General features: G+C 53.4%; 17 protein-coding genes. 13 read left to right on the top strand and 4 right to left on the bottom strand.

Translation table 11 applies throughout. The features are described 5' to 3' along the window. Nucleotides 1–112 precede the first annotated feature (112 nt). The 7 genes from NEA10_RS13530 (at nucleotide 113) to NEA10_RS13500 (ending at nucleotide 7,112) form a co-directional block, all read left to right on the top strand. Nucleotides 113–445, top strand: a complete 333-nt coding sequence (locus tag NEA10_RS13530) for a type II toxin-antitoxin system PrlF family antitoxin (protein WP_252661178.1) — start codon at nucleotides 113–115, stop codon at nucleotides 443–445. 2 nt (nucleotides 446–447) lie between these two features. Next, nucleotides 448–945 carry a type II toxin-antitoxin system YhaV family toxin gene (locus tag NEA10_RS13525; RefSeq protein ID WP_252661176.1) on the top strand — a complete coding sequence of 166 codons (498 nt, stop codon included), beginning with the start codon at nucleotides 448–450 and terminating at the stop codon, nucleotides 943–945. A gap of 176 nt (nucleotides 946–1,121) precedes the next feature. Beyond that, nucleotides 1,122–2,252: a peptidylprolyl isomerase gene (locus tag NEA10_RS13520; RefSeq protein WP_252661174.1), complete on the top strand. Its 1,131-nt coding sequence runs from the start codon at nucleotides 1,122–1,124 to the stop codon at nucleotides 2,250–2,252. Between the two features lie 103 nt (nucleotides 2,253–2,355). Beyond that, the gene (locus NEA10_RS13515) at nucleotides 2,356–4,365 is read left to right on the top strand and encodes an ABC transporter ATP-binding protein (protein WP_252661172.1); all 2,010 of its coding nucleotides are present in this window, start codon (nucleotides 2,356–2,358) and stop codon (nucleotides 4,363–4,365) included. A gap of 148 nt (nucleotides 4,366–4,513) precedes the next feature. Then, the gene (locus NEA10_RS13510) at nucleotides 4,514–5,902 is read left to right on the top strand and encodes a BamA/TamA family outer membrane protein (protein WP_252661170.1); all 1,389 of its coding nucleotides are present in this window, start codon (nucleotides 4,514–4,516) and stop codon (nucleotides 5,900–5,902) included. Nucleotides 5,903–6,015: 113 nt separating this feature from the next. Then, complete coding sequence (locus NEA10_RS13505) at nucleotides 6,016–6,396, top strand: RusA family crossover junction endodeoxyribonuclease (protein WP_252661168.1); 381 nt, start codon at nucleotides 6,016–6,018, stop codon at nucleotides 6,394–6,396. Next, the gene (locus NEA10_RS13500) at nucleotides 6,384–7,112 is read left to right on the top strand and encodes a hypothetical protein (RefSeq protein ID WP_252661166.1); all 729 of its coding nucleotides are present in this window, start codon (nucleotides 6,384–6,386) and stop codon (nucleotides 7,110–7,112) included. The genes NEA10_RS13505 and NEA10_RS13500 overlap by 13 nt, the downstream gene beginning before the upstream one ends. A gap of 16 nt (nucleotides 7,113–7,128) precedes the next feature. On the opposite strand, the gene NEA10_RS13495 is transcribed toward NEA10_RS13500, so the two are convergent. From NEA10_RS13495 to NEA10_RS13485, 3 genes are all read right to left on the bottom strand, one after another. Beyond that, complete coding sequence (locus NEA10_RS13495; RefSeq protein ID WP_252661164.1) at nucleotides 7,129–9,567, bottom strand: ATP-dependent Clp protease ATP-binding subunit; 2,439 nt, start codon at nucleotides 9,565–9,567, stop codon at nucleotides 7,129–7,131. Nucleotides 9,568–9,763: 196 nt separating this feature from the next. Further along, nucleotides 9,764–10,714: a LysM peptidoglycan-binding domain-containing M23 family metallopeptidase gene (locus NEA10_RS13490; protein WP_252661162.1), complete on the bottom strand. Its 951-nt coding sequence runs from the start codon at nucleotides 10,712–10,714 to the stop codon at nucleotides 9,764–9,766. A 106-nt stretch (nucleotides 10,715–10,820) separates the two neighbouring features. After that, nucleotides 10,821–12,125, bottom strand: coding sequence for a glutamate-5-semialdehyde dehydrogenase (locus tag NEA10_RS13485; RefSeq protein ID WP_252661160.1), 1,305 nt, complete (start codon nucleotides 12,123–12,125; stop codon nucleotides 10,821–10,823). Between the two features lie 215 nt (nucleotides 12,126–12,340). Here NEA10_RS13485 and NEA10_RS13480 point away from each other — a divergent pair, with 215 nt between their 5' ends. The 6 genes from NEA10_RS13480 (at nucleotide 12,341) to lnt (ending at nucleotide 18,334) form a co-directional block, all read left to right on the top strand. Further along, nucleotides 12,341–13,204 (top strand): 6-carboxytetrahydropterin synthase, encoded by an 864-nt coding sequence (locus NEA10_RS13480; RefSeq protein WP_252661158.1) that lies wholly within the window; start codon nucleotides 12,341–12,343, stop codon nucleotides 13,202–13,204. 181 nt (nucleotides 13,205–13,385) lie between these two features. Next, on the top strand, nucleotides 13,386–14,120 hold the full coding sequence (locus NEA10_RS13475; protein ID WP_252661156.1) for a dienelactone hydrolase family protein: 735 nt from the start codon (nucleotides 13,386–13,388) through the stop codon (nucleotides 14,118–14,120). Nucleotides 14,121–14,283: 163 nt separating this feature from the next. After that, nucleotides 14,284–15,213 carry a S1 RNA-binding domain-containing protein gene (locus NEA10_RS13470; RefSeq protein ID WP_252661154.1) on the top strand — a complete coding sequence of 310 codons (930 nt, stop codon included), beginning with the start codon at nucleotides 14,284–14,286 and terminating at the stop codon, nucleotides 15,211–15,213. Between the two features lie 18 nt (nucleotides 15,214–15,231). After that, the gene (gene rsmI, locus NEA10_RS13465; RefSeq protein ID WP_252661152.1) at nucleotides 15,232–16,062 is read left to right on the top strand and encodes a 16S rRNA (cytidine(1402)-2'-O)-methyltransferase; all 831 of its coding nucleotides are present in this window, start codon (nucleotides 15,232–15,234) and stop codon (nucleotides 16,060–16,062) included. Between the two features lie 23 nt (nucleotides 16,063–16,085). Next, a complete protein-coding gene (locus NEA10_RS13460) occupies nucleotides 16,086–16,811 on the top strand; it encodes a hypothetical protein (RefSeq protein ID WP_252661150.1) in 726 nt (241 codons plus the stop codon). Beyond that, nucleotides 16,811–18,334, top strand: coding sequence for an apolipoprotein N-acyltransferase (lnt, locus tag NEA10_RS13455; protein WP_252661148.1), 1,524 nt, complete (start codon nucleotides 16,811–16,813; stop codon nucleotides 18,332–18,334). Before NEA10_RS13460 ends, lnt begins: the two co-directional genes overlap by 1 nt. Before the next feature lie 180 nt (nucleotides 18,335–18,514). Here lnt and NEA10_RS13450 read toward each other — a convergent pair whose 3' ends face one another. After that, nucleotides 18,515–22,063, bottom strand: coding sequence for an AAA-like domain-containing protein (locus tag NEA10_RS13450; RefSeq protein WP_252661146.1), 3,549 nt, complete (start codon nucleotides 22,061–22,063; stop codon nucleotides 18,515–18,517). Nucleotides 22,064–22,089 lie beyond the last annotated feature (26 nt).

The raw sequence follows: 22,089 nt of genomic DNA, 5'->3' as shown, positions 1-22,089 counted from the left end.
TCCGAGTTCTGAGTTCAGAGAGAGGACGGACTGGGAGACCCTTGACATTCACAATGCCATTGCATTACCTTGGCAGCAGGTTCGCTGACTCCACATCCCTGTAAAACTCCCCATGGCTAGACCCTCACAGCCTTGTTCAGAATCAACCCTGACTGCTCGTTATCAGACGACGATTCCTGAGCCAATCCGAAAATTTCTCGGGTTAGCGAAAGGAGACAAAATCCAGTACAGCATTGAGCCGGACGGACAAGTCTTGATTTCGGTGGCGAAAGATAGCAGTGACGATCCAGTTCTCGGAGCTTTTTTAGAATTTATCGAACAGGATATGAGCAAAAATCCTCAAAATTTACAACCTGTTCCTGCTAACCTTGTGAACCGAGTTCAATCATTAGTCGCTGATGTCGATGTATCTCTGGATGAGCCTTTAGCCGACGAGGATGAGTAGAGGTGTCTTCGGAACAGCCAATTATCATCAACGGATGGACTCTGTTTGCTCATCCTCTGTTTCTGAGCCAGGTCGAGACTCTGGTAACCCAGGTCGAACGGTTGCGCCAGAAAGATGCCCAGGGCTATAAACGGAAAAACGTAACGAAGCGTCTGGCGGCGATCGCCCGGCTGGCCTTTGAGATTATACCGGAGGATCCAACCCGTCCCAACTATCGCCAAGGCTCAACCCTTGGACCGGAGTATAAACATTGGTTTCGCGCTAAATTCTTCCAACAATACCGACTCTTTTTCAGATATCACCAAGAGAGCAAAATTATCGTCTTGGCTTGGGTGAATGACGAAACATCCAAGCGTGCTTATGACCGTGATACCGATGCCTATCGGGTTTTTGCCAAGATGTTGGATCAGGGTCACCCCCCCGATGATTGGGAGGCGTTGATGCAAGAGGTCAGCCAGACAACGGAACGTCTGAAAAAAATTCTCGACCAAGAAATTTAGTGGAGATCACCCTTCGTTGATTGGGGGCAGAAGCCAGATTTCCCTCCTAGATGCCTCGGCTGGGTTCGTCTGCTGGGCTATAATGAGTTTTGCTGAATCGTTCATCTTCTGGGACTTATCATCCCTGCAACCTTTAATATCTTCCCCAATAGAACACTCCATTTAAATCCATAGGTATGACTGTACTGAAACGCTGGCTGAAACTCGCACTCCTCGTCACCCTACTGCTTCCCCTCTCCTTGGGACTCAGTGCCGCCTGGTGGGATAGTGATGATGGTGGGGGAGACCGCCAGAACTATCGCCAAAGCCGGATGCCTCAAGGGGATGCTATCACCGACCCGAAGGCCCTGCTGCAATATGCCCTACCCATTGATAATGAGTCGGTGCGGATTATTCAAGAACGCATTGAGGATATTGGGCGACAGCTTCGGGCCCGTAAACGCTGGTCAGCGGTGAGTCGGGATGTACGGGGGGCGAAATCGACCCTGGCCTATCGTCGGGATGACATCCTAGAGGCGGTGGTTCCCTCGCAACGGGAGGCGGGACAGGAGTACCTCGATCGCATTGATGCCCAAATTCGCGATTTGGAAGCGGTAGCTGAGGCGGAAGATCGCGAACAGGCCTGGATTATTCGCCGCAAGATTCTCAACACCCTCGGGGAGTTGCAATCTCTGATGGTGGGCGAGTTCCCCTTTGAGATTCCCGAAGAATACGCCGATTTACCCCAACTCAAGGGACGCGCCACCGTAGAAATGACCACCAGTCAAGGGGATTTGACCATGGTGGTGGACGGTTATAATGCCCCCATCACCGCTGGAAACTTCGTGGATTTGGTACAACGGGGGTTCTATGATGGCATCGACTTTGTGCGGGCTGAAGCTAATTACGTGTTACAGGCGGGCGACCCCCCGGGGCCTGAGGATGGGTTTGTGGACCCCGAGACGGGTGAGTATCGCACCATTCCCCTAGAAATTCGGGTTCGCAGTGAGAATGACCCGATTTATGGCTTTACCCTAGAAGAGATTGGCCTCTATCGGGAACAGCCGGTTCTGCCCTTTTCCGCCTTTGGAACTCTGGGGATGGCCCATCGGGACTTGGATGCGAATAGTGGTTCATCTCAGTTCTTCTTTTTCCTATTCCAACCGGAGTTAACCCCGGCGGGATTGAACTTGCTCGATGGTCGCTATGCGGCGTTTGGCTATCTCGTCGATGGTCTAGATGTTCTGGAAAAACTGGGCCGGGGCGATCGCATTGAATCAGCCCGCGTCGTTGATGGCGCACAATATTTGCAAAAGGGTCAGTCATAAACAGTCTGCTGGACAGTTTGGCGCTTGAATGGGCTGGCATGGCTGATTAAATCACGGGCTGCATTTTCCCCACAGGTTGACCGTTTATTATTCCCAAATCCCTATGCACGCAGATACGTCCTCCAATGAACCCCTAGACTCAACCGTTCTGGAGGTTCGCGATCTTCAGGTTCACTTCCAAACCAATGACCGCCTGGTTCGGGCGGTGGATGGGGTGAGTTTTCAGGTTCCTCGCGGCCAAACTCTCGGGATTGTGGGAGAGTCAGGGTCCGGAAAATCCGTCACCTCCCTGGCGGTGATGGGGTTAGTCCCCAGTCCCCCCGGAAAGGTGGCCCAGGGGGAAATTTGGTTTAAGGACCCCGTGGTGGGCGATCGCGTTAATCTCTTGGAGTTACCGGAGAAACAACTGCGACGCTATCGAGGAGGACGTATCGCCACCATCTTTCAGGAACCGATGACGGCCTTAAATCCGGTCTATACCATCGGTTATCAGTTGATTGAGGCAATTCGTCTCCATCGCAAAGTCTCAAAAGCTGAGGCTGAGCAGCAGGCGATCGCCCGACTGCAAGAGGTGAAGTTACTCCCCCCCGATGACCAACTTCAGGAAGACGTGTTAGCCGCCCTCGGGGGAGCAGAGGCGGCTCCAGGACGGCGACAAGTCTTAGAGGAGATAGAACGGCGTAAACAGACTCTCCTCAACCGCTATCCCCATCAATTCTCCGGGGGACAACTGCAACGGATTACCATTGCCATGGCGATCGCCGCCGATCCGGCCCTCCTGATTGCTGACGAACCCACCACCGCCCTCGATGTGACCGTTCAGGCCACGATTCTCAGACTGTTGCGGGAGTTGCGATCGCGACATGAGATGTCCATGATCTTCATTACCCATGACCTGGGGGTGATTGCAGAAATTGCCGATTATGTGGCGGTCATGTATCAGGGCAAAATCGTCGAAACCGGCAGCCTCACCGATATTTTTGCCCGACCTCAACATCCCTACACCCAAGGCCTGCTGGCCTGTCGCCCCCAAACGGAACTCCGCTTACGCTGCTTACCCACCCTGAGCGACTTCATGACCAGCCAGGAGACCCCCTCTGCCCCATCCGAAGCGGAGAAAAACCAAGAGCCGCACCCCTCCGAGAATCATAGCCAAAGCAACGGCTCTGAGGCTCAGAACGGTGCTTCTGAGACAAATTCCGGCTCAAATAACCTTAGTGAGTCTCCCTTGAGCTTACTGGAGAATCCCGAAAATCGCATTTCCGACCTAGAGATGGCCCAGCGCCTGGCCCATCTACAACGACAGCCTCCCCTGCTACAAGTCGAGAACCTACAAGTGGGATATCCTGTGCGGGGCGGTTTGTTTGGCAAAACCCAACGTTACGCCATGGCCGTTAACGGTGTCTCCTTCCAAGTCTATCCCGGCGAAACCCTAGGCTTAGTGGGCGAGTCAGGTTGTGGTAAAACCACCCTAGCCCGCACCCTACTGCGGCTGATTCAACCAACGGGAGGGCGCATGATATTTGAAGGTCAAGATATCTCAACCCTGAAGCCCAAACAACTACAAGCCTTACGCCGTAACATTCAGGCAATTTTTCAAGACCCCTTTAGTTCCCTCAATCCTCGCATCAGTATCGGGGCGGCGATCGCCGAACCCCTGAAAATTCACAACGTCGGCGGTGGGCCCAGGCAACGGCGGGAACGTTGCATTTGGCTTCTCGAACGAGTGGGACTCAGTGCCGACTGTCTCAAACGCTATCCCCACGAGTTTTCCGGCGGACAGCGACAACGGGTTTGTATTGCCCGGGCCCTGGCCCTCAACCCCAAATTTGTCATCTGTGACGAATCCGTGTCGGCCCTCGATGTGTCCGTTCAGGCCCAAGTTTTAAACCTATTGCGGGAACTGCAAGATGAATTTGGCTTGACCTACATTTTTATCTCCCATGACTTGAGCGTGGTCAAATTTATGAGCGATCGCATCATGGTCATGAACCAAGGCAAAATCGAAGAAATCGGTGCTGCGGACCGAGTCTATCGTGAACCCGAACGGGACTATACCCGACAACTGATTGCCTCGATTCCCAATCCGGCGGCCTTACTGCAAAGTGCCTAGTCCAAGGGAATCATCTCAAATTGCTACAGTTTGCTCCCAGATTCACCTAGCCATCTCCAAGAGCCGGTAGTATCTTGGGTGTAACCTGACGGTATTTCCTTGAAACGCCTCAGACAACCTATTAGAACCTGGTTAGGGGAGTGACTGTATGCACATCCAACTGAATCCGTCGAAATTGCCAATTCATTGGGGAATGGCCCTCGGTGCGCTTCTGTGTAGCCAACCGGCGATCGCCTCAACCATCTCATCAGCATCCAATCCAGCCAATCCATCCTTGCAAACCCAAGCCGGGCCCGAGGTTCCCCAACTGGCGCAGCGGTTGCGGATTGAGTCTGATAGTCCCACACGCTTTGTCCCCATCCTCGGCCCAATTCCCCGACAACGGCCCGAAGTCTATTCCCCAGAACTCCTAGATATGTTGGAGTCTGGGTTTTTCTTAGGAGGAGACTTTGGCATTCAGAACGCCGAGGGAATTTTTGCCGGTTTGCGTGCTGGCTATCGGGATGGCGAGGGGCGATCGATTGTCTTCACCGGCCGGGGTGGGGAATTTCTCGCCGGAGCCGATTTAACCTATACCCAAGCTGCGTTCAGCGGCGATGAGACCGGTGCCGGCCGGCGTGTCGGTTATCGCCTCTCCGCCAACTTCAACAACACCCGCGACGATGCCTTTCTCAGCGATGGTGACGATGACGATGTGCGAGAGGTGTTTCTCCCCGTCGGCGACGAACAGGAACCCTGGGTGAACCGTCTTGGCTTTGAGACTCAAGTGGTTGTTCCCATCAGCAGCAACACCGTTGTCATGCCGGGACTCAGCTACGAGAAAATCCGCATCCAAAACCGAGCCTTCACCGATAATCTCTTTCCCGTAGACGAACAAGGGAATCGCCTCTCGGCCAGCAACGATGGTAAAGATGACCTGGTGCTGTTGAGTTTATTTGCCCTACAAGACAACGTGAGCCGGGACCAGTATGGCTTTCCCCTGTCCGGCAATGTCTTTCAATTTGGCACAGAACAATCGCTTCCTGTGGGCAACACTAGCCTGGACTTTAATCGTCTGAGTGCCGGTTATGTGCAATATCTCCCCGTCAACCTATTCGGATTTGCTGAGGGCCCCCGTACCCTCATTTTGGAACTTCAAGGGGGAACCATTCTCGGGGATGTTCCTGGCTACGAAGCTTTTAACCTCGGGGGATTCAACTCGGCCCGAGGCTATGGTCAAGGGGATGTGGGAACAGCTAGTAGCTTCTTACAAGCGCGTTTAGAATATCGCTTTCCCATTGCGGTAACACCGGGAGGCTTCTTTGAGGAAATGCGCGGCAGTTTAGGGGTGCAATATGTCACCGATTTTGACACCGCCTCTAATGTTATCGGTCGTCCTTCGGTAGTCCGTAATGAGCCGGGGGAGGGGTTCGGGTTTAGTATCGGCTTGTACTTCCTCGATTTAGATGTCCCCATCGTCGACACCCTCCGCATCACAGCGGGGGTCAACGATCGCGGTGATTTCCGGGCCTCTTTTGGCATCGGTCCGGCATTTTAGTCGCTGATTGATTTTAGCCAACTTCCCCTCTGAGTCGCTAGACTTAGAGGGGGTCTTGATTACAGAAAGCGATTGAATTGAGAACATTCGAGTTTACAGTCGAAGGTCCCCCGGTGTCTCAACAAACTCGGCGACGACAACGACTGAACCTGTGGAAACAGCAGGTTCGTCAGGCAGCTGAGACAGGGTGGTCAGACGGATCTCCTCCCTTGACGGGTGCATTGGCCCTACAAGTCATTTATTTTTATCAAAATCATGAGTTGGATATTGATAACATTGTTAAGCCGATTCAAGATGCCTTAATTGGACTAATTTATGATGATGATGTTCAAATTACGGATATTCTCATTTGTAAAAGACAACTGGATAAAACCTTTAAAATCAGAAATCCATCGTTAGTATTGGAACAAGGATTATCTAAAAATCAGGAGTTTTTATATATTTCGATTAGTCAATATCCCAAGCAAAAGGTGTTAGAACTATGGACTATTTAAGTAACCCAGAGCGAGATAGAGAATTACTCGACTTGGAGCAAGACTATCGCCACCAAGGATATGAACCCGTTTCCGCCTCTGAACCTCTCCAAGATACCTTGGGGTTGACTCGCGAGTTCGTGACCACCTATGCTCCCGATCTCCTCCTGCGTCGAGGCGCTGAACTCATCATCGTTAAAGTGACCTCCCACAAGGACGTTGGCTCCCCTCAACTGGCCCAACTCACCCAAGAAGTAGAACAGCATCACAACTGGAGATTAGATTTGCTTCTCCTAGCCGAGCCACCCCAGCCTCAAGAGCGCGAACCCAGTTGGCAAAAAGACGAGATTTTAGTCCGACTCCAAACCTTAAAACCCTTAATTGAGCAAACCCCAGAACCCGCCTGGCTCTATAGTTGGGCTCTACTCGAAGCCACCCTCAGACTCATCGCTGAGCAAGAGGAGATTCGGCTCAAACATAGGGATTGCGCCTATCTGATTAAAGTTATGCTGTTTGAAGGGGTCTTATCTCGCCCAGATTACCAGGATTTGCATAACCTGCTTCCCCGACGTCATCAGTTGAGCCATGGCCTGAACACCCCGTCGATTGAACCCGACACCGTGCGTCGGATTGTGGAGGTGATTGAGAACCTATGGGTTGAATTTCTTGGCAACTCGGAGGGCCATGGCGCGGTTGAGATGGCTAACAGCAGCGATGAAGCCATCCCCATCGCCTAACCCTCCAAACCCTCCGTTACTCCCCCTTAAGTGCGGTTTTAACCCGTTTCCGTCGCCGCAGGGGAATTGACTCAAACCGTAACTCGTTCTCCCGTGCATCGGCGCAAATCAGGGAATGGGGAGAAAACTGGCCACTGAGGATGGCGCGACTCAGAGGACGGACCAGTAGCCGTTCCACGGTGCGCTCAATCTCCCGAGCGCCAAACTCACGGTTGTACCCCTGTTCCATTAGTAACTCATAGGCCGTTTCCGTCAGTTTGAGCCGCAGATGTTGCCGTTGCAAGCGGTGCTGGACTTGCTCAATGACTTTCTCGACAATCTGCCGCAAGGTATCCACAGAAAGCGGATCGAAATAGACAATTTGCCCGATACGATTCAGCAGTTCCGGCCGTAGGGATTGTCGTAAGGTTTTGAAAATTGTCTCACGATCGCGCTGCCGATCGCCCTCTCCCGAACTCTCACCCTCTAAGCCAAAGCCTAAATTTCCCTGAGAACTGGCCCCAGCCCCTAAATTGGAGGTCATGATAATAATGGTCTCTCGGAACGATACCTGATTGCCATGACTATCCGTGAGTCGGCCCTCATCTAAAATTTGCAGGAATAAATCCAAAACCTGGGGATGCGCTTTCTCAATTTCATCGAACAAAACCACACTATAGGGATGGGTGCGAACGGCTCCCGTTAACTGGCCTTCCCCCTCATGGCCGATATATCCCGGCGGCGCACCAATTAACCGCGACATGGAACTCGGTTCCATATATTCCGACATATCCACCCGAATCAATTTCAGGGGACTGTCAAAGAGAAATTCCGCTAAGGCTTGAGCTAACTGGGTTTTTCCGGTTCCCGTCGGCCCCACAAATAAAAAGGCTCCCACCGGCTTTTGCGGCGCTTTTAAACCGGCCCGAGCCGTGCGAATCGTATCGGCCACAGCGGCGATCGCCTCATCTTGGCCCATCACCTGTTTTCGCAGGGCGCTTTCAAGTCGTAATAAGCGCGATCGCTCATCTTCAGAAATCTGTTCCAGGGGTAACCGACATTGATGAGCCACCACCCGAGCAATATCATTACGGCTAATAGAACGAGGGCCCGAGAGAGGAACCCCTTTCTGACTCAGCAGACTCCCCGAATCCAAACGGGCCTCAGCACAGGCGCGATCAATCACATCAATGGCCTTATCCGGGAAACGAGAATCACTGACATAGCGGCCCGTTAACTCCACCGCCGCCGTCAAGGCGCTATCGTGAATTTTTAGGTCATGGTGACGCTCAAACTGCGATCGCAATCCCTGCAAAATCGCCTGCGTCTCCTCAGGCGTCGGTTCCGACACCCACACCACCTGAAAACGCCGTTCTAACGCCCCATCCTTCTCAATGGTCTGGCGATATTCCCGAACCGTCGTTGCCCCAATACAGTGAATTTCTCCCCGGGCCAGAGCTGGTTTAAGGATATTCGCCGCATCACTAGCCCCCGTTCCCCCAGCCCCCAACACCGTATGGATTTCATCAATAAAGACAATCGTATCCGCCGCCGCACTGGCCTCGCGAATCAGGGCCTGAATCCGCTCCTCAAACTCACCCCGATATTTAGACCCCGCCAACAGTGACGCCATCGAGACTTCCACCACTCGTTTTTGGCGCAGGGCCTCTGGGGGTCCCGAGGAACTGGCCAGCCATTGGGTTAAACCTTCGACAATGCAGGTTTTGCCCACACCCGGATCTCCCACCAAAATCGCATTGCGTTTACGTTTCTGCATTAGGATACTGGCCAGAGCGAGAATCTCCGTTTGTCGGCCCACCACCGGATCGAGTTGACATTTGCGGGCCAACTCCGACAAATCCCGGCCAAAACAATCCAGGAGCGGCGTGGCCGGTTTTTCCAAATCTTGATAAAGGGGATCGCCGTCTAGGAGTAAATGAGGGTCTGCCGGTAGAGCATCCAACGCCCATTCCGCCCCATCCCCAAAGGGCGTATCCACCCCACAAGCACTCATTTGTGAGAGAAGGTCATCCCAGGGAGTATTACTCAATTCACACAGGGCCTGCAACAGATGATAGGGGCGCACCACCGCCTCATCTAACGATTGTAAAGCCGAGAGTTCCTCCGCCCGGCCAAACACCTGTCGCGCCTGGGCATCTCGGTGCATGATTCCCTGATGCACCGGTAGAGGAGTGGCCGAGGAGATTTGCGATCGCAGCTGACGGCGAAAATTACTGCGATCGAGTCCCCAAGTATCAAACCATTGTTGTAACACTTGGATATCACTGCGAAAATCTCGCCTCTGCATGGGATTGTCGCGAATTTGTCGCGGACAAAACCGGTCTAAGTCCAGATCGCAGAGTTTACAAAGTCCCAGCAACAGATGAGCCGGGGAAATCTCGCTTGCATGACCGGATTTTGCCTCGATCGCGGCGATGTTCCAAGCGAGAACAGTGCTAGGCGCGTAAACAGCCATTCGCCAATTCCGTGAAGGTCTAATAAGGGGAAGAAGGGGACGGGAGTAAGACTGGGGACAAGACCAGTAGTAGGTTTGCCAAACCCACCCTTCTCTACACTACATCTTGATTGGAGTCTCGACAGCCGTAATCGCCTATTCTCTTTAAAAATTAGGAGATTACTAGGGTTGACAGAGCCGTTGCTCATCCCCGCTGTCAGAGATAGGTGGCTGGGTTTTGGGCCACCCAACCCAGTTCGGTGTTACTGCGAACCTCAAAATGGAGATGAGGCTGGGGAACATCCGGCTCACCGCTAGTCCCGACGGTTCCTAGGGGTTGTCCGGCATCGACGAATTCCCCCTGTTCGACGGTCAGGGTTTCCAGATGAGCATAGCGAGTTTGACGGCCTTGGCTATGATTAATCACGACAAAATTGCCATAGGGGTCTTGTCGTCCGGCAAAGGCCACAATGCCATCTTCACTCACCCTAACCGAGGTGCCTTCCTCCGCCGGTAAGTCCACGCCACTGTGGAAAATCACCTGATTTGAGCCGGGAGGGAGAACCCAACCATACCCGAGAAGGGCCTCAACGACGTTCGGTAAGGGATATTCCGCCAAGGTGGCGATGCTGGGGATGGCGTCCTCTCCAGGGGCAGCATCGGGGGTGTCTCGATGGGGATTCCAGTTCGCACCGGGGATAAAGGCAATATCTGTGGGAGGGTTGCAATTGTTGACCTCAAACAGAACATCAGCCCGCACGTTATACTCCTGGGCTAAATCTTCCCACATCTGTCCCCGACTGACATTGACTTCAATACCATCGAAGGGGGGAATCCTCAGTCGCATTCCCGGCTGAACCTGACCATTGCGGATTTGGGGGTTCATCCCCATGAGGGTGGTGGGGAAGAGATTATACCCATCGGCGATCGCCTGTAGGGTTTCTCCTGGGGCCACGGTATGCGATCGCACCCGGGACAGGGCCGAGGGGGGACAAAAACTTTCCCTCGGGCGAGTCACACGGGGAAAGCTGGGCCCCCCAGCATCTTGAGCTAATAGGGGAACCAGGCTGGCACTGGCCAGAGTTAGGCTTAAGGCGAGCAGAAACCCACTGCACCAACGTCCCCAGCGGGAACGACTCCATTGCCACAGGTTTAACATTCGTTTCATAGGTTCTATGCCGTGTAACGGCAGGCTCACTGCTCCCTTGGTATCCTGTCTGTTGACGGTGGGGCCATTGGCTATGCCTGTTCCTTCAGGGCCACAACGGCTCAGCTTATAACGTCCGGTGGCTAAAGGCTCGGGCATCGTCGCCGCTGTAAGTGGCGGCGATATGACCGTTGCCCACCACTTGGTATTTATAGGTCACCAAGCCTTCTAAGCCAACGGGGCCCCGAGGCGGCAGTTGTTGGGTACTAATGCCCACTTCTGCCCCGAAGCCATAGCGGAAGCCATCGGCAAATCGGGTGGAACAGTTATGGAAGACTCCCGCCGCATCGACTTGAGCCAAAAAGCTATCCACCGCTTGGGGGGATTCACTGATAATGGCATCGGTATGGCGGGAGCCATAGGTGTTGATATGGGCGATCGCCGCTCCGAGAGAGTCCACCACGCGAATAGCCAGGACTAAATCGCTATATTCTGTTTGCCAGTCATCCTCCGTGGCCGCCTCCATCTCCACAATCTCCTGGGCGATCGCATCCCCCCGCAGCGTCACCCCGTTTTTCCGCAGGGCCGCCGCTAAGGGGGGTAAAAAGGCTTTCGCCACCCCTTGATGAATTAACAGGGTTTCCACGGCGTTACAGGCGGCAGGATATTGGGTTTTGGCATCCACCACAATGGGGATAGCTTTATCGAGGACAGCACTTTGGTCGATGAAGATATGACAAATCCCATCGGCATGGCCTAATACGGGGATTCGCGTGTTGTCTTGCACAAACCGGACAAAGGCATTGGAACCCCGAGGGATAATTAAATCCACCATGGAGTCAAGTTGCAGCAACTCCAGGATTTCCTCCCGGGTGGTGAGGAGTTGAATGGCATCGGTGGGCAGTCCGGCAGAGTTGAGGCCACGATGGATGGCGGCGACGATGGCTTGGCAGGAGTGACGGGCTTCTTTGCCTCCTTTGAACATGACCCCATTCCCCGATTTGAGGGCTAAGCTGGCAATTTGAATCGCCGCATCGGGGCGGGCCTCGAAAATGACCCCTAACACTCCCAGGGGACAGGTGATGCGTTTTAGAATTAGTCCATCATCGAGTTCTCGGTGTAACTGGGCCACCCCCACCGGATCGGGGAGTTTGCCCACATCTCGCACACCGGCGATCGCCCCTTGCAGTTTACTCTCACTCAGTTTGAGGCGATCGTAGAGGGGTTTGGCCAGGCCCTCCTGTTGGGCCGCCTCACAGTCCACCGCATTGGCCTCTACAATCTCCGCCGCCGCCTGTTCGAGGGCATCGGCCATGGCCGCGATGGCAGCGTTTTTAGCATCACCACTGAGATATCCCAACTGTTGCGCCGCCTGACGGGTTCGATGGGCGCTTTCAGCCAAGGACGAAGACGCTACAGTAGAAACAGTCATTCTGATTTTCTCCGATTGGGTCAAACGATCGCTTAAGCTGCTTTCAGTGTACCGTTTGCCGGGGAATCCTCTGCCGGGGGCGATCGGCCTCTCGCCAAGTTTTTCTCCCCGTGACGCCAGTTTGCCGGCGATATTCGTTACAATCAATCATAGCTTTACAAAACTTCAAGAAAAGCCGTAACACCAACCGTCACACGGGTCACCCCTTAAGATTTATGGACTGTATCATCAATCGTCGCGCCCAATTTTCCGCCGGTCACCGCTACTGGCTCCCGGAACTCAGCGAAGCCGAGAATCGCCAGCAATTCGGGGCTTGTGCTAATGTTCATGGTCACGGTCATAATTATGTTCTTTATGTTTCCATGGCTGGAGAACTGGACGAGTATGGCATGGTGCTAAACTTATCCAACATCAAACATGATATTAAACGGGAAGTGACCAGTCAGCTTGACTTTTCCTTTTTGAATGAAGTTTGGCCGGAATTTAAAGAAACCTTACCCACCACAGAAAACGTCGCGCGAGTGATTTGGCAACGACTGGAGCCACACTTACCCCTGGTTAAAATTCAGCTTTCAGAACATCCCGATTTATGGGCCGATTATTTCGGCAACGGCTGGGAAGCTCATTTAACCACCTGTACTCATTTTAGTGCCGCCCATCGCCTGGCGATCGCCGATGCCAGTGACGATGAAAATGATGCGATTTATGGCAAATGTGCCTATCCCCACGGTCATGGTCACAACTACAATTTAGAAGTGACGGTGAAGGGAGAGATGGACAACCGCACGGGAATGATTGTTGATTTAGGGGCATTAAATCAACTGATTGAGGATTTGGTTGCCGAACCGTTCGACCATACCTTTTTGAATTATGACATTCCCCATTTTGCAAAACTTGTCCCCACCACTGAAAATTTTGTCCTGCATATTCGGGATATTTTAACTCAACCGATTCGCGAATTGGGGGCGAGTTTATATAAGGTTAAACTGATTGAAAGTCCGGGCAATTCTTGCGAAGTGTTGGGAGAAGCGGATGGAGAAATGCCTGCGTCGGAAGCGGAATTAGTGGGGGCGGTTTAGGGGAAAGACATCAGGACAGCCAGAAGGGCGAGCGGTGAGTTTCCGGCGTCAGCAGCCGAGAGCCACTCCAGCCTGTTCACTAATCCTGGAGGGAACCGGAACAAGGTCTGTTGGCTTGGGGGTTGATGGATGCCGGAAGACCCCCTACCATCAAAGGTATTTGGGACTATGTCTATCTGTTATGTCTGTATCATCTCAATGGGTTACGGTTGAAAATGATGGCTTGGCCCTTGATGCCTATTTGGCTCAACCGAGGGAACCAGGAACTTACCCGGCAATAGTGGTGTTTCAAGAAATTTTTGGGGTCAATGCTCATATCCGGGCGGTGACAGAACAGATTGCCGCCCAGGGGTATGTGGCGATCGCCCCGGCATTATACCAACGCCTCGAACCCGGCTTTGAGGTCGGCTACAGTGACGCCGATTTAGCCAAGGGACGGGAGTACAAAGTCCAAACCCAAGCCAGCGAACTCCTCAGCGACACCCAAGCCAGTCTGAACTATCTCAAAGGACTCCCCACCACCACAGACCAGTTTGGCTGTATTGGTTTCTGTTTTGGCGGTCATGTGGCCTACTTGGCGGCCACCCTCCCAGATATCCAGGTAACCGCCTCCTGTTATGGGGCCGGGATTGCCCAGATGTGTCCCGGCCAGGAGGTAGGGACCACCTGCGATCGCACCCCCGCCATTTCCGGCACACTATACGCCTTTTTCGGCACCGAAGATCCCCTAATCCCCTTAGAGGACGTAGACACCATCGAAGAGGCATTACAGGAGCATAACATCGACCATAAAGTGTTCCGCTACGAGGGCGCCACCCACGGCTTCCTCTGTGACCAGCGGGACAGTTACCATCCCGAGGTCGCCAAACAAGCCTGGAGCGAGATTTGGCAGTTGTTCAGCCAGTTGAATGATTAAACAACTTCGCTTGGTGTATCGTAGTGAGGGGGGCAGGAATATTGCCAAAGCGGTGCGTTCTGGCAAGTTCTAACCCAGTCATCCAAGCTGAGACTTGAACCACGCCAGAACACACCCTACCCCTCTTGCCTCTTGCCTCTTGCCTCTTGCCTTCTTCATTCCTATGACTGCTCAATCTCGCTCTAATCGGGACCTGCCCTTTTCTATGGAGGACTTCGCCAAAGCCCTCGATGGCCACGATACAATTCCGGAAAAGGGACAATTGGTGACCGGAAAAGTCTTCCAACATGATGCTAATGGGGTTTATGTCGATATTGGTGGGAAGTCTCATGGCTTTTTGCCCCTCAAGGAAGTCTCAGCGGAATTAGTCACGGACCTCGAAGACGTCCTCCCCCTGAATCAGGAACGGGAGTTTCTGGTCATTCGTGGGGCCAATGCGGAGGGACAAGTGACCCTCTCCATTCGCCAGATTGAGATTAAGGAAACATGGGATACACTCAACCAATTCCAGGAGACGGGGGAGACCGTTGAGGTTGAAGTCACAGGAACCAACCGAGGCGGTGTGGTGGTTGATGTGCGGGGCTTGCGAGGCTTTATTCCGCGATCGCACCTCGTAGAACGCCATAACCTAGATGCCCTCGTGGGACAACGCCTCACCGTAACGCTGCTGGACGTCAACCCAGACGACGAGAAATTAGTCTGTTCCCACCGCCAAGCCGCCAAAGCCAGTCGGATGCGGTATCTCGTCGCCGGGGAGTTAGTCGAAGGAACCGTTGCCAATATCAAACCCTATGGCGTGTTTGTGGAGTTGGGCGGCGTGACGGGACTGTTGCATATTAAACAGATTAGTAAAGCCCGGATTCCCGATTTAGACAATCTATTTGAGGAAGGACAACCCCTGAAGGTGATTGTCACGGAAATTGATGAGTGGAAAAACCGGATTTCTCTGTCGATGAAGGAATTGGAAAGTTATCCCGGTGAGGTGTTAGAGAAGTTCCAAGAGGTGATGGATAACGCCGAGGAACGGTTTAGTCATCATCAAAGCGAAGAGGAGTCCCCCGAGACAAACTCTCCAGAGACCCCTCAGGAGTAAGGTGTTGCCCTGAAGACAATGGCTGGCTTATATCTAGTAGGAACGCCGATTGGCAATTTACAAGACATGACCTTGCGGGCTATCCAAACCCTCAAGGACGTGGATTTGATTGCTGCCGAGGATACCCGTCATACCGGGAAACTGTTGCAACAGTTCCAGATTGACCGGCCCCTGATTAGCTATCACCACCATAATCGCCACGAACGGTTGGGAGAGTTGCTGTCTCGCCTTGAGGGGGGAGCCGCGATCGCCCTCGTCAGCGATGCCGGAATGCCGGGAATTTCCGACCCCGGTTCCGAACTCGTCCAGGCCTGTGCCGAGGCGGGAATCCCCGTCACCCCGATTCCGGGAGTGAGTGCTTGCGTGACAGCGGTGAGTGTGGCGGGGATAGAGGGCGATCGCTTCTGTTTTGAAGGCTTCCTGCCCCAGAAAGGCAAAGAACGCCAGGAACGCCTAGAACAAGTGCAGAATGAACCCCGCCTGTTGGTGTTTTATGAAGCCCCCCATCGGCTGCGACAGACCCTCGAAGACCTAGAAACCGTCCTTGGGGGCGATCGCCCAGTAACCCTAGGCCGGGAGTTAACCAAACGCTTTGAAGAAATTTGGCGAGGAACCCTCCAGGGGGCGATCGCCTATTATCAAGACCATGACCCCAAAGGCGAATATACCCTCGTGATTGCTGGAGATTCTGCCCCGAGTCGTCAACTCTCAGAAGCCGCCCTAAAATCAGAGTTGCAGGCCCTGATGCAACAGGGTCACTCGCGATCGCAGGCTAGCCGTCTCCTGGCACAATCAACCCCCCTCTCGCGTCGTGACCTCTATCAACTGGCCTTAACCTTGACGGATTAGGCCATTCCTATGGATGTACAGCCGTGAACAGTCCCTGGCGTTGGCTTTTAGTCATTTTCTTCTCCCTCTCCCTGATTCTTCTCCCCTGGCTGAGTCAACCGGGGGAAACCTTGATTGCCTGTCAACTGCGATCGCACATCGAAGACGAGACACACCTAGGCATCGAATTCCCCCGGCCCTGTCTTGACCAAAAACTGCATCTAGATCGCTTCCTCGATCAAGCCAGACAAGAGATTAACAACGACGAATTTTTTCCCTTCACCATCCGTCGAATGCGGTATCAACTTGTGGATAACGGCTTTCGCATTTTGGGGAATTTGGCGATCGAGTACCCCGTGATTGGACTCGTGGACTTTGAACTCTCGCAAACGGTCTTTGTTAACCTCAATCAAGGGTCTCTCAATGTCGAAGCCGGAGAAACCCGAGTGCGAGTTAATGTTCCCTTTATCCAGAGTAATGACCTCAGTCCCCTATTGAATCAAATGGTCAATACCCAATTACGGATTTTCAATCAAAAGCGGTTACAAGACTTCCTGCAAGACACGGACCTCGACCAAAGAATGGCGGAGGAAACGGGACTCACGGTTGAGTCTATCAACTTTTTGGTTCAAGGGATTCAAGACCACTTTAGCGCCCAAATTACCGAGGATTCCGTCATCGTTTCTATTGAGGTGGCTAATGGCAATGATGATGACCCAGAAGGAGGACCCAGTCCAGCCATCATCCAGTCTCTCCAGGCCCTGTTGTGATGATGGGACAGATTTTGCCGATTCTCGTGAGTCTTCTCAGCGGTATCCTGATGGGTTGTACCGTCGCCCCGTTTGAATGGTGGGCGTTAGGGTGGTTTGCCCTGGCCCCCCTCTGGTGGCTGCTGGGCCGACAAACGACTCCCCCTTGGCAGTTGGGGGCCGCTTGGGGGGCGGGATTTCATGGAACCGCCATTTTTTGGATTACCGGGGTTCATCCCATGACCTGGATGGGAGTTCCTTGGTTGGCCAGTTTTGCCATTGCGATCGCCTGTTGGCTCATTATCGCCCTCTGGGGAGCGGTTTTAGTGGGATTTTGGGCTTACCTCCAGCAATGGAGTCCCAAAGCCTGGGGGCCGAGGATTCTCATGGGTGTAGCCAGTTGGTGTCTCTTGGAAGTTCTGTGGCGATCGCTCCCCCTCTGGTGGTCCTCCCTCGCCTATACGCAAAGTCCCCATAACTTGCCCATTTTACACCTGGGGCAACTCTCAGGAACAACCACCATTACCGCCGTTCTAGTAGCGGTTAACGGCTGTTGGGCGGCAGCATTTGACTCATTTGACCTATCACGTCAACGAGTCCGTTTCCCGGCGATTTGGGCTGGGCTTCTCGTGCTAGGACTGGCCCAGGGACTGGGGGGCTATCTCTACAGCCAACCCCTCAATGACTCCCCCGAACAGAGTCTGAGAGTGGGACTGATTCAGGGCAATATCCCTAACGAGATTAAACTCTATCCCGAAGGATTGCGACAAGCCCTCGAAGGCTATACCCGAGGCTATCAGAACCTCAGTGACGCCGGGGTGGATGTGGTGATGACCCCCGAGACTGCCTTACCCGTCTTGTGGGAGGGCGATTACCCCCGGTATAACGACACACCTGCCGGGCATTTCTATCAAGCCATTCGCGATCGCGGCGTCCCCGCCTGGGTGGGAACCTCACGGGGAACCCCAAGCCACTACACCAACAGCCTTCTCAGCGTCAGCGGAAGCGGAGAAACCCTAAGTTATTACGACAAAGTAATTCTTGTCCCCCTGGGAGAATATATCCCCTTTGAATCGGTCTTAGGGGGATTCATCGGCCGGTTGTCCCCCCTACAAGCTCAGATGGTACCGGGTTCGAGGGACCAACTCCTAGAGACCCCCTTTGGGCCAGCCATTGTCAGCATCTGTTACGAATCCGCCTTCCCCCAACATCTCCAACCCCAAGCACAGCGAGGGGGGGAATTTTTCCTCAGTGCCGCCAACAACGCCCATTATGCCCCCTCGATGCCCCGTCAACACCACGCCCAGGACGTCATGCGGGCCATTGAACTCGATCGCTGGGCCGTCCGGGCCACCAACACCGGCTATTCAGCCTTTGTCAATCCCCATGGCGAGACCCTTTGGATTTCTGAGATAAACCAGTACGCCACCCACATCGAGACCATTCATCGCCGTCAGACTCAGACCCTTTACGTGCAGTGGGGAGATTGGCTAGTCTGGCTGTTGGCCATCCTGGCCATCCTCATCAACATCATCAAGCCCTAACCCAGATATAAACCAGAACCCCCCTCTTGCCTCTTGCAGCGATGCGTTCCGGCTTGTAGGGGCGAAAAATTTTTCGCCCTTACAATCGATAAGCCTAGGTCAAACCCCCTACTGATGCCGGGACGCATCCTACCTCTCCTTTCCTCTGTGTTCTCCGTGCCTCTGTGGTAACCCTCTTGCCTATCCCGAACACAGCAGACCTCCCTGTTCCCGATGACGCAGATAATCCCGAACGCGATCGCACCCTTCCTCCATTAAATCCGCCTCAAGAATCTGCTGCAAATCCCAATAAATCGCCACACTGTCCTGTCCCCCAGAAATCAACCCCTGAGTCTGGGGACAAAAGGCCAAAGTCAGCACCTCCGACTCATGACCCACCAAGCTAATGACAAACTCCCCCTCCGGCGTATAAAGGTCAATGAGGCCATCCATACGGCCAACCGCCAGCCAACGACCATCGGGACTCCAATCTACCCGCGTTAACCCTTGCTCTTGGGTCACCTGAACCTGCACCAGTTGCTCCCCCTGGCGGCTCCAAATCGTCAACCAGCCATCACGACTGGTACTCGCAATCCGTTGACTATCAGGACTCACCGCCAGGCCCCAAATGGCTCCCTGCTCAGTCTCAAGACTGAACCCTGGCGTCGCCTCGAAACCCGAAAAGTCGCCCTCCTCATCGAATTGGAGTTGCCAGAGTTTAATCACCCCATCGAGACTTCCCGAGACAAAATAGGACCCATCAGGACTAAACCCTAACTCCCAGACTTGGGCCTGATGGCCGTCGAGGATATGGTAGCGATGGTAGTCTCCAGTCTCGTTGCGAGTCCAAACTTGAAGGGGAAAGGACACGCCACCGGAGACGAGCCAACGTCCATCGGGACTATAGGCCAACGCCATAATTCCCACCCCATCCGCTTGCCAAGAGCGAGTCGACTCCGCCGCAAAATCCACCTGGACGATTTCCCCCCCCGAGGTTCCCGCGACGATCCGTGGCTCTTGGGGATGGGCAGCTAGACTATAGAAACGCCGAGAACTCGCCTGTTGCCACTGCTGGAGCTGTTCTCCCTGGGAGTCCCAAAGCTGAACCTCTAACCCCGAAACTGTCGCTAATTGCGGAGGGTGCGGCGAGGGTTGAGGCACATAGTCGGCCCCCCAAACCACATCAGCATGGCTCTGGAAGACTTGGCGAAAGGGATTACCCACCCGCCAGCGGTTTAAAACCCCATCTTCCCCCAAACTTCCTACTTCCGTTCCCTCTGGACTAAAGGCCACACGGCGTAAATGACTATCATGGCCCTTAAGGCGGTTTAACAGAGTTCCCTGACGGGACCAAATGAGCAATTCTCGATCCACCCCCGCCGACGCAAACCGCTCTCCATCGGGACTAAAGGCCACAGTGGTCACCTCCGCTTCATGATGACTTAAGGTTTTCAGTAACCCCTGCTCAGGATGCCAGAGGCGCACCTGATGGTCCCCATATCCAGCCACCAATAGCTCCCCATCAGGACTATAGGCGATCGCCAACCCCGGTGCATCCACCTCCTCAAAGCGTTGTAACACCTGGCCATCCGTTCCCCAGATGATTAAGGTTCCATCCACCCCCAGGGAGGCGAACTGATGGCCCTGGGGATGAAAATCTACGGTTCGCGAGAAGGCTTCATGACCCTCAAGCACCTGTAACAGCTCCCGGTCTTCTACTGACCATACTCTCACCATGGGATCTCGACCCACCGAAACCAGTTGGCGACCATCGGGACTCCAGGCCACTTCCCCCACTTCCGCCGGATGACCCTTGAGTGTTGTTTTTAAAGTGCCGTTGATAGACCAAAGGTAAATCGTCCCTTCAAAGGTCGCCACCGCCAGAGATTGACTGTCTGGACTAAATTTTAGGCTGTGGACCGTGGAGTTGTGGGGAAGAGTATGCAGTAAGGTTCCATCCCGCCGCCAAATTTTCGCCGTTTGGTCAATGGCGGAAGTGGCGAAGAATTGACCATCAGGGCTAAAATGCAAGCCCAAAGCCAACTCACTATGAGCTTGTAGGCGGTGAAACTGATGATTACCATACAGGGCCCGTTGTAAGCTTTTCTGAGTCTGTTGGTTTAAATCTTGACCCACCCCAGGCAGAATCAACTGGAGTTTGAGAAAGGTCTCTCGTGCTTGTAAGGCTTGAACCAAGGCCTCAAGTTGTTGATTCGAGGCAAAACTTCCCTTGGAGGCGGCCATCATGGCCTGAATTTCACTCACCGCCGCCTGTTGGTAGGCGCGGAAGGTCCCAATTCCCAGGGCGATCGCCCCCACCAGGGCCAGGGTTAACCCCCCGAGTAAGCGACGTTGACGGCGCACACTTTGCTGTTCAATAGCAAGTCGTGCGTCCGCTTCTTCTAATCGCGCTCGTTCTAGTTTTGCCTTAATCTCCCGTTGTTCCAGGTCTTGGCTGGCGCTGAGATAGCGATAATCTAAATCCCCGAGTCCTTTCTGTTGGGTCCAGGTTAAGGCTTCTTGGAGGGCCTGACCTCGCAGCAGCCGTGATTCATCGTCATAGTTGGACTCAATCCAAGCATTGAGCATTGAGGCGTAGGGCCGCAGGCGATTAAGCTGTTCATCGACCCAATCCCGATTAAACACTTGATAGTAGATGGGGTTTTTGACCCGCAAATAGCCATCTCGTTTTTCCACAATCCCCGAGAGAATTAACTCCGTTTGACTGGGAGATTCGATAGCCGCAATGGAGGGAACATCCGAGGGCGCTTCTTCAGAACGCCAGACTTGACGATAGAGACTGAGCAATTCTCCCACTCGTTTCTCATCATAGAGGAGGCGATCGCGAATGGTTTTGAGATGTTCCGGTTCGTCTTGAGCCTCCCAATGATGCAGGATTTTCCTCTCAACACAGTCATCAATAAATCGCTGTATTTCCTCTGTTAAAATTTGCTCTCCTGAATGCTTTTCTTGATGAAAATTGACTAGCAATTGACAGAGTTTTTGCATCAAAAAAGGCTGTCCTCCAGTCCAATATAAAAGATGTTTTAAAGCAGGATTGACTTGAGCAAAGATAGCCCCTAACCCATCCCCAAGAGGAGCAGACTCCTGAAACTGAAATCCTTTTAGCTGAATCCCTCGCCCCACATTAAAGGGGGTTCTATTTTTATCAGCAATGAGTTCCCCTGGGGTGGCAACTCCAAAGAGGGCAAAACTTAAGCGTCGATAATCCGGTTGTTCAGCGCGACGATTATAGCAAGAACGAATCAGAGCAAAAAAATCATCCGTGGCAAATTTTAGGGAGAGAATACTATCAATTTCATCAATTAAAATCACCAGGGGCTGCTCAGTTTTTCCTAGAAGCACCTCAGCAATAAAATCCCCCAGACGAGCCGACGGGGGTAACTCCATCCGCTCCCGCCACCAGGCTCGGAGATTCGTTTTGAGCTGAAACTGTTTACTGAGAATAGCCGCGATCGCCCCATACCATTGTTCCACGGTCACCTGTTGCGTGCCAATGGCCGTCAAATCCAGGGCCCCCGGCATCACCCCCACCTCCCGCAACCGGGCCATCACCTGCACCCGTAGGCTGGATTTCCCCATCTGGCGGGCGTTGAAGACATAGCAAAACTCCCCCTTGAGCAAGGCTGAGAACAACTCCTCATCCGCCTGTCGCCGAACATAGGTCTGGGACTGAGGGGGAACACTACCACCCACATGATAGGAAAACTGGAGAGGATTCTGATACATCTTAAGAGGTGAGGGTTAACACAAAT

This window comes from Phormidium yuhuli AB48, assembly GCF_023983615.1.
GTDB classification, from domain to species: domain Bacteria; phylum Cyanobacteriota; class Cyanobacteriia; order Cyanobacteriales; family Geitlerinemataceae; genus Sodalinema; species Sodalinema yuhuli.
The sequence above is the reverse complement of the archived record's forward strand: the minus strand, read 5'-3'. Positions and strand labels throughout refer to the sequence as shown.